Source organism: Lelliottia jeotgali (assembly GCF_016771845.1).
GTDB classification, from domain to species: domain Bacteria; phylum Pseudomonadota; class Gammaproteobacteria; order Enterobacterales; family Enterobacteriaceae; genus Enterobacter; species Enterobacter jeotgali.
In genome coordinates, this window is sequence record NZ_JAENMQ010000001.1 from 736,136 (window position 1) to 750,327 (window position 14,192).

Sequence of the window (14,192 nt, forward strand, 5' to 3'; positions counted from 1 at the left end):
ATGACATGCGGATTTTGTTCAACGCCCAGCTTGCGTCTTAATCCGTTCGCACGATATTTGGGCGGCGTTTTACTGATAACGTCAAGCTTTGCCAGCGCGCGTGAATATCGCTTTTCGCCCTCTTCACTCGAGGGCGATATGCTGATGCAGCAAGATATTGACCTGTCACTTTTCTCGCGATCCAATGCGCAATTGCCCGGTACCTACTCCTCCAGAATTAGGGTCAATGAGACCCGGATTGATGACATGGATATCACCTATCTCAGTAACCAGTCTGGGGAACTGGTGCCGCAACTCACGCCAAACACATTACGCCAATGGGGAGTGGATATTGATAAATATCCCAAATTAGCCGCATGGGATGCCAACAGCCCTCTGCCAAATCCGCTGGGTGACTACATTCCTCAGGCTTTCGCAAAGCTCGATTTCGCATCCATGACGCTGCATCTCAGCATTCCGCAGGCCGCCATTTACAGCCAGGGCAAAGATTATATTGCCCCTTCACGCTGGGACGACGGGGTTCCTGTGGCGTTTGCCGATTACGCATTTTCTGGCTCACAGAGTGAAGATGAGTCCAGTAACAGCTCAACGAGCCAGTATTTGAATTTACGCAGCGGCGCTAACCTCGGTGGCTGGCGTCTGCGTAATTACTCGACCTGGAGTAAAACTGACGACGCAACCCAATGGGATGCAATTAATACCTATGTGCAGCACGACATTGACGCAATGCGGGCTCAATTTACCGGCGGTGAAAGCAGTACGCGCGGAGAAGTCTTCGACAGCCTGCAGTATCGTGGCGTCAACATTGCTTCCGATGAAGAGATGCTGCCGTACAGTCAGCGTGGATATGCGCCGACTATTCGCGGTATCGCCAGCTCTAATGCTGAGGTTTCGGTACGCCAGAATGGCTATCTCATCTATCAGCAAAACGTTGCCCCTGGTGCTTTTGAGATAAACGATCTCTACTCCACCACTAACAGTGGCGATCTGGAGGTCACAGTAAAAGAGGCCGACGGAACTGAACACCGTTTTACTCAGCCTTATTCAAGCGTCTCGGTGATGCAAAGACCCGGGCAGATGAAGTATGAATTTACAGCAGCACGCTTTCGGGCTGACAGTGGCAGCGATCAAAATGAGCCCACGTTTACACAAGGCAGCCTTATTTATGGTCTGAATAATGCCACCACCCTGTTTGGCGGTATCACAGCATCTGAGGATTATCAGGCGGCGAACACCGGGGTGGGGATCGCGCTGGGGGCTTTGGGCTCAATCTCTGCAGACGTAACCTTTGCCAAAGCGACACTCGACAATGACACGCAAAGCACTGGTCAGTCGTACCGCCTACTCTATTCCGGCAAAGTGGATGCCACCAATACTAACTTCACACTGGCAAGCTACCGCTACTCCACCAGCGGTTACTACAGTTTTGCTGACGCCAACCAGAAATACGATCAGCACGAAGACGATCTCTTGTTCCGTTACAACAAGCGGAACCGCATTCAGGCAAGCATCAGTCAAAGTATTGCTGGCGTTAGCCTTTACCTGAACGGTTATCAGCAGGACTATTGGCAAACATCACAAAAAGAACGCAGCCTGTCAGCCGGGATAAACACTGTTATCGACAGTATTAGCTTCCATCTTGCGTACACCTACAGTGATAACAGCGACACACATAACGACCAGATGGTCTCTTTCGGCTTTAGTATGCCGCTCAGCCGATGGCTGCCCCGCGCCTGGAGCAGCTATAACCTAAGTAACAGCAAGCATGGCTATACCCAGCAAACTCTGGGGTTGAACGGAACACTACTGGACGACCAGCGCCTGAGCTACTCCTTGCAGCAGAGTCATTCGAACCATGATGGTGACGATACCAGCAGTGTGTACGCAAGCTATCGCTCGCAGTATGCCAATATGAACGCGGGCTATTACTATTCGTCCGATAACTCCCGGCAATCCAGCTATGGTCTTAGTGGCGCAGTAGTAGCGCATCCCCTGGGTATCACTCTCGCGCAGCCATTAGGCAGCCAGTTTGTCATCGTAAATGCCAACCATGCGTCGGGGGTTCGCTTCCAGAATCAGCGCGGTATTCAGACTGACTGGCAGGGAAATGCGGTGATTCCGTCTCTTAGTGCTTATCAGGAAAACCAAATCCGCATCGACACCACCAGCTTGCCGGAAGATGTCGATTCCAGTGACACCGCGATCACCGTCATTCCTTCCCGCAATGCTGCCGTCGTGGCGAAATTTGATGCTCACGTCGGCTATCGTGCCTTAATCAAATTAACGCGCCCCGATGGCAGACCGGTTCCCTTTGGCGCCATTGCAACCACCCTTTTACCCGTCATGAGCGGCATTATCGACGACACCGGTACGCTCTATTTAGCGGGCGTGCAAGACACGATCCAGATCGCGGTGAAATGGGGAAATGCCCAGGATCAGCAATGTATCGCCAGTGTTTCGCTGGCTTCCTCTGCGCCACCGTCTAACCCTACCGGCATCCGCACTGTTAATGCCCTTTGTCAGCAGGAACAATCACATGCGCATTAAAGTTACCTCTTTCAGCTGGGGGCTTATCTGCCTCATTCTTCCTTTTTCAGCCCAGGCGGCAGTGACGGTATTACATGATTGTTTTAGCGGCCCTCAAGATTACAGCGTAACTTACGATCGCGATCTCACCGCGAGCGAAAACAAAGCCAACACCGATGTCGATATTCCCGAACACCTTATCGGTGCGGGCGCTGAAATGGAGGCCAATTGCAGCTGCCCCGGTACACTGACTGCGTCAACGCAGATCATGGAATTAACGCTGGCGGGTAGCCCGCTCACTCAGGGGACCAGCGGCTATGGCATTCTCACCGATAAAATTGATATCGACCTCAAAGGATACAGCGACGCCATTAACTCCCCCGACGGTTCGGGTTTAAATGGGCTCAACATAAACCAATACCCGACCATGCAAAGTTCGATGTCAAAAACGATCGAAACCATTAAAACAACCGAGGGAACAGCCAGCGTCTGCAGTGAGAGTACCAAGGTGAAAGATTCCGCGCCGACACAGCGCAAATTCAAATGGAACGTTATTGGCGCTGTGCTTCACATTAAAAAACCGATTCTCGGCAAAGAACTCATTCCTTCAACGCTGGTGGTCCAGAACTACGCATGCCTCTATTTTGGTTCAGGCAGTTGTGACGTTAATACCGCACAGCTGGTTTCCAACATCTGGCTCAGCGGGTCGCTCTCTGCTCCCCTCAGTTGCACTATCAATGAGGGCAGCACTATTGAAGTTGATTTGGGCAACATCGTTAGCAAGCAATTCCGCTTTAAGGGACTGCCTCCACAAGGATTTACGTTGAAAGACATTGATATTAGCTACCACTGCGACGATAACGCCGTCGGGAATGACAACCGCATCAAATTGACGCTCAGTGCCGATCAGGGCGTGGTGGATAGCAGCGATCCGCTGATTGCCAAAATGATCGACAGGGATGATGCGGGGATCAGAATCTTTACTGACAACAACCAAAATGTGGCTCTCGACGGGAGCTACGCGTTTCCGATCACGATGGACAAACAGGGAAATGGCTCGGTACAAATCAAAGCGTCACCGGTCAGTACTACCAGCGAGTCGCCAGCACCGGGAAAAATGGAAGGGAATGTGACGGTCAAAATGGATTTACGCTAAGTGATTCTCAGGCTGCACACGCAGCCTGAGAATAGCTCGCCGATTAGAAGCCGAGGCTGTCCAGCAGATCGTCCACCTGGTCCTGGCTGGCGACAACGCCCGCCTTGGTGGTATCGAGCTGCGGGCCGTTAAGCAGGCTTTCAGTCTCACGTTTAGGACGCGCCGCAGGTTCTGGCATGTTTTCCAGCAGCACCATCAGCAACTGGCGCTCAATTTCCTGAATCACATCCATCATGCGCTTGATAACCTGGCCGGTCAGATCCTGGAAATCCTGCGCCATCATAATGTCCAGCAGCTGCGCATTGGTGAAACTGGTGTGTCCCGGTACATCGCCAAGATACTGGCGGGTATCCGTCACCAGCTCGCGCGCATCAGACAGTTCGATAGGATTTTCGAACCACTCATCCCAGCGTTTGCTCAGTGCTTTAGCGCCCTTCTCCATCTCATCCTGGTGCGGTTGAGAGGCTTCAACGCTGTTCAGCGCGCGCTCTGCTGCCTGAGCGGTCATTTGCACAACGTAGTCGAGACGATCGCGCGCGTCAGGGATCGCTTCTGCGGCTTCCGCAATCGCCTGATCGAGGCCCAGCTCGCGCAAACTGTCGCGCAACATGCGCGTCAGGCTGCCGATGCGGGCAATAATTTCGCTTGCCGAATGTTCTTCAACGGGTTTCATAGCAGGTTGCATCATCACCAACACCTCACATGCCGAGTTTCTCGAAGATCTTGCCGAGCTTCTCTTCCAGAGTCGCCGCAGTAAATGGTTTCACCACATACCCGCTTGCGCCCGCCTGTGCTGCTGCAATAATGTTCTCTTTCTTTGCTTCTGCCGTAACCATCAGAACCGGGAGAGAAGACATATTGCCGTCAGCGCGAATCGTTTTGAGCAGCTCCAGACCATCCATGTTAGGCATGTTCCAGTCAGAGATAACAAAACCAAAGCCACCGGCCTGCAGTTTGTTCAGGGCATCGACACCGTCTTCTGCTTCTTCAACGTTATTAAAACCCAGCTCTTTCAGCAGGTTGCGCACGATACGACGCATGGTGGAAAAGTCATCCACAACCAAAAATCTGAGCTCTTTGTCTGCCATAAAAAACTACTCCTCATTAAATACGTATTGCCTGTCCGGCACTGATTTTTGCCAGCATCTGCTGGCTTACCTGGCTAAGATCGACCACTTCGCTCACGCCACCCATATTGATGGCCTCGCGCGGCATGCCGAACACCACACAACTTGCTTCATTCTGCGCAATCGTCCAGGCGCCAGCCTGGTGCATCGCGAGCATTCCGGCGGCGCCATCGTTGCCCATCCCCGTCAGGATCACCCCAACGGCGTTGCGCCCCGCATGTTTCGCCACCGAATGAAACAGCACATCCACAGACGGACGGTGCCGGTTAACCGGCGGACCGTCATGAATCTTGATTTGATAGTTCGCACCGCTGCGCGCCAGTTCCATATGCTTATCGCCCGGGGCGATATACGCGTGACCAGGCAGAACGCGCTCGCCGTCCTCCGCCTCTTTCACGCTTATCTGACACAGTTTATTCAGACGCTCGGCGAACGAACGGGTAAAGCCTGGCGGCATATGCTGGGTAATAAGAATACCCGGGCTCGAGAGCGGCAATGGCTGGAGTACATGGCGAATTGCCTCTGTTCCTCCGGTTGACGCGCCAATCACCAGCAGTTTTTCCGAGCTTAAAAGCGGCCCGGCTTTCAGCGTCACCGGGACGCCCGCGGGTTTGTGCGCCGCCAGTTTGGCCCGCGAGGCAGTGCGGATCTTCTCGGCGATCATCTCGCTATACGCGAGCATTCCCTCACGAATACCCAACTGCGGTTTAGTGACAAAATCCACCGCCCCCAGCTCCAGCGCGCGCAGGGTAATTTCTGAGCCTTTCCCGGTTAGCGAAGACACCATCACTACCGGCATCGGGCGCAAACGCATTAACTTCTCAAGGAAATCAATGCCATCCATACGCGGCATTTCCACGTCCAGCGTCAGCACATCGGGGTTATATTTTTTAATTAAATCCCGCGCAACCAAAGGATCAGGCGCAGTCGCCACCATTTCCATGTCGCTGTGACTATTAATAATCTCGGTCATGATCTGGCGCATCAGCGCAGAATCATCGACAGACAACACCCTGATCTTACTCATGCTTTTTCCTTACTCAGCGCATAAACCGTCTGTCCGCGCAGGCTAAATTCGCGGGCGAGGTTGCTGAAATTCTCCGAATGCCCAGCGAACAACAAGCCATCTGGCTTGAGCAACGGGGCAAAACGGCGCAGGATCTCCTGCTGCGTCGTTTTGTCAAAATAGATCATGACGTTACGACAAAATATCGCATCAAAAGGACCTGGCACGTTGTACTGTTTATCGAGCAGGTTTACCGGAGCAAACTCCACGCAATTCGCCAGTTCCTGACGCACGCGAACCAGCCCTTCATGTGGACCTGTCCCGCGCATGAAGTAACGTTGCAGCTGCTGGGGCGACAGCGTTTTCAGCTCGTCCTGGCGATAAACTCCGTTTCGTGCTTTTTCCAGCACTTCGGTGTCGATATCGCTGGCGTACACTTTCCAGCGGCCAGGCGCCATACCCAGCGTGTCGGCAAGGGTTATCGCCAGTGAATAGGGTTCTTCCCCTGTCGACGCCGCTGCGCTCCAGACTCGGTATTCCCCGCTACGGCGACGGGCATGTTCCGCCAGCACCGGGAAATGGTGGCCTTCGCGGAAGAACGCCGTCAGGTTAGTGGTCAGCGAGTTAATAAACGCCTGCCACTCAGCGCTGTTTTGGTTCGCTTCCAGCATGCTGAGATAACGGCCAAAATCATCAAGCTCAAGTGTGCGTAAGCGCCGGACCAGACGGTTGTAGACCATGTCTCGCTTATGATCGGCAAGCACAATCCCCGCACGCTGGTAAATCAACTGACATATCCGACGAAAATGCGCGTCGGACAGCGCGAGGCGCTGGGTCATTTGCTGCAATAATGACGATTGCCCCGAGGGGGTTGGTGAGCTCATAGCGCCTTCTTAATCACTTTCAGGATACAACTGGCACGGCCTGAGACCGCCCGACTTCTGCTACTTTTTCGACTTGCTCTTTCACGTTAAATACTGCAACCAGACCGGTCAGATGGTCGGCCTGGCTGGCGAGCTGGTCGGTAGCGGCCGCCGCTTCTTCAACGAGAGAAGCGTTCTGTTGCGTTACCTGATCCATCTGCGACACGGCCTGAGCAACCTGCTCAATGCCGCGACGCTGTTCATCTGAGGCGGACGCAATTTCGCCCATGATGTCGTTCACGCGCGTCACCGAAGTGACAATTTCCGTCATGGTGTGCGCGGCCGTATCAACCAGCTGTGATCCTTGCTGCACACGGGAAACGGACTCTTCGATCAACGTTTTGATCTCTTTCGCCGCGTTGGCGCTGCGGCTGGCGAGATTACGTACCTCGCCCGCAACGACGGCAAATCCACGGCCCTGCTCACCGGCACGCGCGGCTTCCACGGCGGCGTTCAGTGCCAGAATATTCGTCTGGAAAGCGATACCGTCGATCACGCTGATAATGTCGCCAATTTTCTGCGAACTGGTGGCGATTTGCTGCATGGTGCTGGCCACGTTTGACGCCTGATCGCCGCCTTTTTTAGCCGTCAGCGCCGCCTGTTTCGCCAGGTCCGATGCCTGACGCGCATTGTCTGCGTTCTGGCTAACGGTCGCGGTCAATTGCTCCATGCTGGCCGCCGTTTGCGCCAGAGAGGCCGCCTGCTGTTCGGTGCGTGACGATAAATCGTTATTCCCTTCTGCAATTTCAGAAATACCGGCGTGCATGGCGTAACTGCCCTGACGCACATCGGTCACCGTTTCACGCAGCGAGCCTTGCATCGCTTTCAGGCTGGCAAAAATGGCCGAGATTTCGTTTTTACCAAAGACCGCCACCGGGCGTGCCAGGTTGCCTTTCGCAATGCTGTCAAAATGACTGCTGATAATGGCCAGCGGTAATACGATCATCTTGCGCGACCAGAGCAATGCCCCGCCGGTCAACAACGCTGCCAGAATCACCACGGTGGCAAAAATCACGCCGGACATGTGGTAGCTGGCACGGCTGTCGTGGCTCGCCTCTTCGACGAACTGGTTCATATCCTGCTGCCAGGCGTTAAAACTTTTATCGAATGCAGCCTGAGAATCCTGTACCGGCGCGGTCAGGAAGTCCGACAGCTGGTTGTTCTCAAGCCAGGTGGCCTGATGATCTAAATCGCTGTGCCACTGGGCATAGCCCTTTTGCATTTCAGCACTCAGCGCTTTGCCTTTTTCACTGACCGCATCCTGCGCCATGAAGGCTTTAAACTGCACATCGGCCTGTTTCAGACTGTCACGCGCGGTGGTCATCAGCGCCTTGATGTCGTCAGGCGGATAACTTAACGCCGTTAATGTGCCCGCTTTATTCAGCGCGGTACTGGCTTGTAAAAGCACCGCGCGCGTTTGCGCGAGCGAGGAGCGCTGCTGATTACTCGTCTCAACTTCCTGTAAGTTCTGATAGCCATCGCGAAAAGCCCAGAAAGACAACCCGTTACTGCCAACCTGCAACACACCGCAAAGAATCAGAATCAAAAACAGTGTGGTCGAGATACGAATACGATTTAACATCCACGCTCCCATCAAGCGGCAAGCAGCCGCAGTTAAATATCAATCAAAATGTTTCCCAGTTTTCATCTTGTCCGGCTGCCGTAGCACGCGTGTTGCTCATCCTTGCGGCAGGCGCAGCCCCGGCATGTGATGCCCGAGACGACGCCGAATTGACAGGTGTTGAGGTAAGGCGAAACGCCGAGACGGCCATCTTCAGACGGCTCGCCTGGTCTTCCAGTGCAGCGGCCGCCGCAGCGGACTCCTGCACCAGCGCGGCGTTTTGTTGTGTGACACGATCCATTTCCGAAACCGCCAGGGCCACCTGGTCGATCCCACGACTCTGCTCATCGGACGCCGAGGCAATTTCCCCCATGATATCGGTCACGCGAGTCACCGCATTTACGATATCGGTCATGGTTTCACCGGCGCTTTCGACCAGCACGGAGCCGGTATCGACGCGGGCGACAGAATCTTCAATCAGCGCTTTGATCTCTTTTGCCGCATTGGCGCTGCGACTGGCCAGGTTACGCACTTCACCGGCGACCACGGCAAACCCGCGCCCCTGCTCACCCGCTCGGGCGGCTTCAACGGCGGCGTTCAGCGCCAGGATGTTGGTCTGGAAGGCAATGCCGTCGATCACGCTGATGATATCGGCGATCTTTTTCGAGCTACCGGCAATCTCATGCATGGTTTTCACCACGCCATCGACCACTTTGCCGCCCCGCTGTGCGGTTTCTGAGGCGCTTTCAGCCAGATGCGCGGCCTGACGAGCGTTATCGGCGTTTTGTTTCACCGTCGCGGTGAGCTCTTCCATGCTGGCGGCGGTCTCTTCCAGCGCAGAAGCCTGCTCTTCGGTTCGGGAGGAGAGATCGTTGTTGCCCATCGCAATTTCGCTGGTTCCGGTATAAATCGCATCCGATCCCTGACGCACGTTGGTCACGGTATCCGTCAGGGAGCGCTGCATGTGATCCACGCTGCTCGCCAGTTCGGTAATTTCATTGCGCCCAGAAATGGCGAGCGTTTTGGTCAGATCGCCGCTGGCAATTTCACGGATGTGCGCAATCACCCGGCCCAGCGGATTAAGCAGAATGGCGCGAATGCCATACCACACGCCAACCAGCACAATCACTAACGCCAGGGCCAGGATCGCCATCTGCCATTTGGCAAAACGGTAGTCGTTCTGGCTTTCGTTGAACGCGGTGTGATACTGCTCGCTGCTGGCAGCGGCGTATTCGCTCAGCGCCTTGCCGAGGGCGTTTTGCATCCCCTGCGTTGGCTGTGCGAAATAGGCGTCCATGTTGCCGCTTTCAAGGAACTGAATCAGCTCCGTCAATCCGGCTGCATACTGAGTGTATTTTTCGTCGATGTTCTGACTTACCTCGGCCATCGCAGGCATCGGCGTGATTTTTTTGAAGGCGTCGTAATGTTTTGCGGCGTCGGCAAGGGTGGCTCGCGCATTTTTCAGCAGATCGGTTTTGGCACTGCTCTGCTGATTATTCGGGTCCATCATCATGCGTGCGGAGGAACGACTCAGGTTGATACGCGTTTGCAGCATCAGGTCCCAGGTCGATGTCAGCTCACTTTGCTGGAGTCGTAAATCGTTCGACGTCGCAAAGCTCTGCTGGTTATTTTTTAAGGATGAGAAAAACAGCCCACCGGAAATAAGCTGAAGAAGTGCGAAAATGACCAGCACCATCATCAGCATCGTGACAACGCGGATACGGTTCAACATACAACACCTTCTCTAAGATTTATTAACGGTGTTATCGGCAAAGGCCGCAGGAACTTTACATTTGCGAAAGGGAAAAGCGTCAGTTCAGAAGGCGACGTCAACGATTAGGGTGTCGGTATAGGTTCCGGCGGGCGGAGTGGTCTGGCTGGTGAGCACTTTGGCGGTGTAGTTGTAGGTACGCAAAAGCCCGTCGGTGCTCAGTTGCGATGAGGCGGCGCTCGCCCAGCGCTCGGTACCGCTGCCGCCCCAGCGGTTAGTGGTTGCCTCTTTATAGATGTCGTAACTCATAAAGTTATTGCCACTCATCATCCGGCGCACACCATTCGACGCGTTGGCACCATTGTTGATGCCGATGGTATAGGTGCTGCCTTTGGTGCAGGTGACGGAAATTGCCTGGGAGACGGTAGGAAAGTTTTGCACCAGCGGCGCGCTATTGAAATTGACGTTGGGCGTAGTCATCGCGCTGCAATCGTTGGTTACATTCATATTCAGCGTAATGCTGGTGGTGGCGGTGCCGGTTTGCGGCGTGAGGCACAGCCCGACGGCCCCGACGGAACAGACGTTGTAGTTGATGCTAAAGGTCAGCACCACCTGATACGGCCCCGCCGTCACGTTTTGCCCCGCCACCGTGCGAAAATAGAGCGGAATATTGTACTGCTTTGCCCCCAGCAGGTTGAGCAGCGTGGCGCCGCTCCAGGTATAAGCTTTGGCAATTTGCACTTCACTGCTGCCGGAACATCCCGACAGCCCGCAGAGCCGCGTAGGGATCACATCGGTGATGGTGGCATTGTCCGTGCGTTTCATGGTCGCGCGGCTGTTGGCCGAGACGGTCGCAGCGGTGTAGTTCAGGGTCACGGAGTCATTGGTGAGCAAGTTCAGGATCGCATCGCAGCTCACCACCAGGGTACCGGTGGTTTCGACTTCCCCCGTTCCGCTTAAGGCAAATGAGGTAACGCTGCCGAAATTCGCATTGACGGTGCTGATGACACAGGCCGCCCAACTGCCACCCGACATCATCAGCAGAAAAAGGGCGAGCAGCAGGCGTTTCACGGGGCCTCCCGGCATGTCAGCGGGCCGAAGGTTTGCAATTTATGCTCGGGATTAGCACCAATACTGAGCGTGGCATAACAGCGTTTTCCCTCAGGCAAGATGACTTCCAGCGGGTTAACGTCGGTCAGATTTTCAAGCCAGGCGATGCCGTCATACCCGACCACTGCCGCACTGCGCGAGGCGCGTCGTACCTGGCTGCCGACCGGGATCGCCTGTCCTTGCGCGTCATGCAGAATCACACTCGCCACCCGCTCCTGTTCCATCGGGAAATCCACCAGATAACCGCTGTGGCGGCGGATTGCCACGCGGCGCTCGGTCTCTTTAAGACGCGTATCGGCGGGTAAATTCAGCGTGTTGATACTGTAACTGGCCGGATAGTAGGCCGACACGCCGCTGACCAGCAGATAGCCATTACGGTTGGTTTTGCCGACCGGCTGGTTTTCATAATTGACGGGCACGTCTGGATGCCCGTCAGTGCTGATCACCACGAAGGCGTCGTTGATTTTGTTGGCCGCGAACAGCTCGTTATCCATCAGCACAATCGAACCCATCGCCTCACCCCACCAGGTCATCATGTCCCGTTCGCCGTATCCCCCGCCCTGCAGTTCAATATTGTTGTTGCGCCAGCCGAGCGTCCCCTGCTGATAGTTGTTGGATCTTGACTGGTTCGCCCACGCCATATTCCAGCTCAGCCCGCCGTCCGTCGGCATCGAGTGGTTGTAGTTGATCCGCTGAGTGCTGCCAGAATCTGGCGTATTTTCAAAGGTGACGGCGGCGCTGTCCCGCTCGCCAATCGGAATTTGCAGGGACATCGCCACCGTCCAGTCCCCGCGCTGCTGGTCGCGGCTGGCGGCAAGATAAATACTGCTACTTCCCCACAGGTTGCGGCTCCACGACAGGTTCAGCAGCTCAGTTTTCTGGCTGTCGAAACTCTCGACGCCAATCCACGCTGCGCCAATATTGCCGTAGTTGCCGAGATTAAAGGTCAGCGAATATTGGTCGGTATTGCGACTGAGGCTGGCGATGGGCTGATCGTGCTCATCATAAATAGTCGGCTGATCGTACAGCGCCAGGTTGCCATACCCGCGATCGCGCCGTGAATGCTGGGTGGCCAGGCTAAACGCACTGGTACTGTACTGATAGCCCCAGTTCACCTGCCCGCCGTTATCGCCACGCATCTGACTGTGGGTATAAGAAGAGTTCACCACGCCAAATTGACCCAGTTTAAGCACCGCCCCCGCCCCGCCCAGAGCCAACTCTTCTGCCCCTTCGCCGTGCCCTTCCAGCGTCAGCCAGTCGGTCACGCCGTAGCGATATGACCCACTCCCCGCCGCGGGACCGTAATCAAAATTCTTAATGCCGTAGTTGCGACGCAGGCTGCCTAGGGTGACGGCTCCGTCGCTCAGCCCCTGTTTGAGCAGATCGCTGGTGACATAAAACGGCATGGTGGTACTGACCTGACGCCCAAGCGCATCGGTGGTGATTAATACCGCATCCCCAGCGCCATTGATGTAAGGCAGATTGGTCAGGGTGAACGGGCCGGGCTGGAGTTGCGTGGAGCCTGAGCGATAGCCGTTGATGAACAGATCCACCGACGTCGGCACCGCGGCTTCGCCGGAAAATTCCGGCAGCGGCCAGGTGACCAGGTCCGGGCGCAGAGAGAAGTCGCGTCCGTAGCTAATTCCGCCCATGCGCACGCTGCTGCTCCAGCTCAGGGCATCGCTGATCACATCTCCGGCGGTCCAGGTGGTGGCGTCATCTTCATTGGTGAACATCATGGTCGTGTCGTAGCGCACGTACCCTTCCTGCTGACCATTGTCTCCGGCAAAGCTTTTACGCGTATAGCCGGTAGATGAGAGCGAACCGTTTTCATTGAAATAGCGGAACTCGTGCCAGAGCGATGCCTGGCCGCCGATGTGTTCGGTGTGATTGGTATAGAGATCGTAATTGAGCAACGCGCCTTTACCGTAACGGGGTTTACTTTGCGCATTTTCCCCGCCGAACGGCGTAATGCGGGCCGATACCCAGTCGCGCGGCACACTGAGCAACAGGCGCTGGGCAGCACTGTCATATTCCACACGCACTTTTGCCAGTTTTGATAAATCGACTTCACCCGTTGGCACTTGCTCCGGCGGCAACCCGGCGCGTAGCAGATCGGCACTGGAGATAAAAAACGTGCCGTTGCGCTGCGTGACGGGGACCACCAGTCCAGTGTCGTAGTGGTTTATCACTACCGAGAGCTGAAATACTGCTTCGCTGTTGAGTGCCTGCGCATCCGGCGGTGGCGGTAAACTGTCATCACCGGTTTCGGCCCAGGCGCTTGTTGTGACGCAAAGCAGGATTATCATCGCCGGTTTCAGTGGACGGGCGCCGACTGCCATTGCGTGTTCCCGGCATTAATTTGCGCACTCATCTGGCGGGCCTGTTGCACACCAGCCGGAAGCGGCCAGCTGCGGGTGCTGTCCGGGAGAACATAGCCAAGTAGACCGTCGGCGATGGTCCGTTGATCCAGCGCCACCTGACTTAAGCGGACGTGAACATCCCCCCGATTACGCACCTGTAATGCGGGTTTTCCGTCCTCCTGGATAATCTTCCAGCTCAGGTTTTGCGTGTCGGCCAGGGCATGGTGTGCACCTTCTTTGATGGTCGGGATCCCCTGACCGTAAACAAACAGCGGAATGGAATAACGCATCTGGATTTTCAGCCCGATTTCCGGCTGGGATTTGTCTCCGGGCTGGGGGATTTCATCCACGATAATGCGGTAGGCTTGCTCAACGCCCATCGGGATATTGCTTTGTTTGATCAAGCGAATCAGTTGTTTACCGTCTTTGCCGATGGTCACAATCGGCGGGCTGGCGACCACATCCTGCTGGGCGGTGTAGCGCTCGAATCCGTTCTCCTGCTTCCAGCGCATAATCCGCACTTGCATGGTGGTTGCGCTGTTTCCCTGATTCTGGATCCACAGCTCCGTGGCTTTGGTATCCGCAGAGAGCCAGGGGTCAATCGGCCACAGCAGTATGGTCGCCGCCGCATTCGCCCGGTTTGCCATCACGGCCAATATGGCCCACATCCCCAGTACGCCATAGCGAGTAAATGATGACTTCATTGACC

Annotated in this window: 11 protein-coding genes; 2 read left to right on the forward strand and 9 right to left on the reverse strand. The window is 55.3% G+C overall.

The annotated features are described in order from the left end of the window. Nucleotides 1–2,547, forward strand: a complete 2,547-nt coding sequence (locus JBO43_RS03575; RefSeq protein WP_202673731.1) for a fimbria/pilus outer membrane usher protein — start codon at nt 1–3, stop codon at nt 2,545–2,547. Continuing rightward, complete coding sequence (locus tag JBO43_RS03580; protein ID WP_095282408.1) at nt 2,537–3,682, forward strand: fimbrial protein; 1,146 nt, start codon at nt 2,537–2,539, stop codon at nt 3,680–3,682. The genes JBO43_RS03575 and JBO43_RS03580 overlap by 11 nt, the downstream gene beginning before the upstream one ends. A 43-nt stretch (nt 3,683–3,725) precedes the next feature. Here the strand turns inward: JBO43_RS03580 and cheZ are convergent, their stop codons facing one another. The 9 genes from cheZ to JBO43_RS03625 all read right to left on the reverse strand — a co-directional run bounded on the left by cheZ (nt 3,726) and on the right by JBO43_RS03625 (nt 14,187). Next, nucleotides 3,726–4,370: a protein phosphatase CheZ gene (gene cheZ, locus JBO43_RS03585; RefSeq protein ID WP_095282409.1), complete on the reverse strand. Its 645-nt coding sequence runs from the start codon at nt 4,368–4,370 to the stop codon at nt 3,726–3,728. 10 nt (nt 4,371–4,380) lie between these two features. Next, nucleotides 4,381–4,770: a chemotaxis response regulator CheY gene (cheY, locus tag JBO43_RS03590; protein ID WP_095282410.1), complete on the reverse strand. Its 390-nt coding sequence runs from the start codon at nt 4,768–4,770 to the stop codon at nt 4,381–4,383. Between the two features lie 16 nt (nt 4,771–4,786). Continuing rightward, entirely contained in the window at nt 4,787–5,836 is a 1,050-nt protein-coding gene (locus JBO43_RS03595) for a protein-glutamate methylesterase/protein-glutamine glutaminase (protein ID WP_095282411.1), read from the reverse strand. Beyond that, a complete protein-coding gene (gene cheR, locus JBO43_RS03600) occupies nt 5,833–6,699 on the reverse strand; it encodes a protein-glutamate O-methyltransferase CheR (protein ID WP_095282412.1) in 867 nt (288 codons plus the stop codon). Before cheR ends, JBO43_RS03595 begins: the two co-directional genes overlap by 4 nt. A 19-nt stretch (nt 6,700–6,718) precedes the next feature. Beyond that, nucleotides 6,719–8,320 carry a methyl-accepting chemotaxis protein IV gene (tap, locus tag JBO43_RS03605; RefSeq protein ID WP_095282413.1) on the reverse strand — a complete coding sequence of 534 codons (1,602 nt, stop codon included), beginning with the start codon at nt 8,318–8,320 and terminating at the stop codon, nt 6,719–6,721. Between the two features lie 43 nt (nt 8,321–8,363). Next, entirely contained in the window at nt 8,364–10,031 is a 1,668-nt protein-coding gene (gene tar, locus JBO43_RS03610) for a methyl-accepting chemotaxis protein II (RefSeq protein WP_174348389.1), read from the reverse strand. Nucleotides 10,032–10,115: 84 nt separating this feature from the next. Continuing rightward, nucleotides 10,116–11,081, reverse strand: a complete 966-nt coding sequence (locus JBO43_RS03615) for a Csu type fimbrial protein (RefSeq protein WP_095282415.1) — start codon at nt 11,079–11,081, stop codon at nt 10,116–10,118. Then, on the reverse strand, nt 11,078–13,462 hold the full coding sequence (locus JBO43_RS03620; RefSeq protein WP_202673732.1) for a fimbria/pilus outer membrane usher protein: 2,385 nt from the start codon (nt 13,460–13,462) through the stop codon (nt 11,078–11,080). The genes JBO43_RS03615 and JBO43_RS03620 overlap by 4 nt, the downstream gene beginning before the upstream one ends. Continuing rightward, nucleotides 13,438–14,187 carry a fimbrial biogenesis chaperone gene (locus tag JBO43_RS03625; protein WP_095282417.1) on the reverse strand — a complete coding sequence of 250 codons (750 nt, stop codon included), beginning with the start codon at nt 14,185–14,187 and terminating at the stop codon, nt 13,438–13,440. Before JBO43_RS03625 ends, JBO43_RS03620 begins: the two co-directional genes overlap by 25 nt. Nucleotides 14,188–14,192: the final 5 nt, after the last annotated feature.

What these genes read in the sequence shown, in the direction of transcription:
- JBO43_RS03575 (WP_202673731.1), top strand. Translation starts at nt 1, where the DNA reads ATGACATGCGGATTTTGTTCAACGCCCAGCTTGCGTCTTAATCCGTTC.
- JBO43_RS03580 (WP_095282408.1), top strand. Translation starts at nt 2,537, where the DNA reads ATGCGCATTAAAGTTACCTCTTTCAGCTGGGGGCTTATCTGCCTCATT.
- cheZ (WP_095282409.1), bottom strand. Translation starts at nt 4,370, where the DNA reads ATGATGCAACCTGCTATGAAACCCGTTGAAGAACATTCGGCAAGCGAA.
- cheY (WP_095282410.1), bottom strand. Translation starts at nt 4,770, where the DNA reads ATGGCAGACAAAGAGCTCAGATTTTTGGTTGTGGATGACTTTTCCACC.
- JBO43_RS03595 (WP_095282411.1), bottom strand. Translation starts at nt 5,836, where the DNA reads ATGAGTAAGATCAGGGTGTTGTCTGTCGATGATTCTGCGCTGATGCGC.
- cheR (WP_095282412.1), bottom strand. Translation starts at nt 6,699, where the DNA reads ATGAGCTCACCAACCCCCTCGGGGCAATCGTCATTATTGCAGCAAATG.
- tap (WP_095282413.1), bottom strand. Translation starts at nt 8,320, where the DNA reads ATGTTAAATCGTATTCGTATCTCGACCACACTGTTTTTGATTCTGATT.
- tar (WP_174348389.1), bottom strand. Translation starts at nt 10,031, where the DNA reads ATGTTGAACCGTATCCGCGTTGTCACGATGCTGATGATGGTGCTGGTC.
- JBO43_RS03620 (WP_202673732.1), bottom strand. Translation starts at nt 13,462, where the DNA reads ATGGCAGTCGGCGCCCGTCCACTGAAACCGGCGATGATAATCCTGCTT.
- JBO43_RS03625 (WP_095282417.1), bottom strand. Translation starts at nt 14,187, where the DNA reads ATGAAGTCATCATTTACTCGCTATGGCGTACTGGGGATGTGGGCCATA.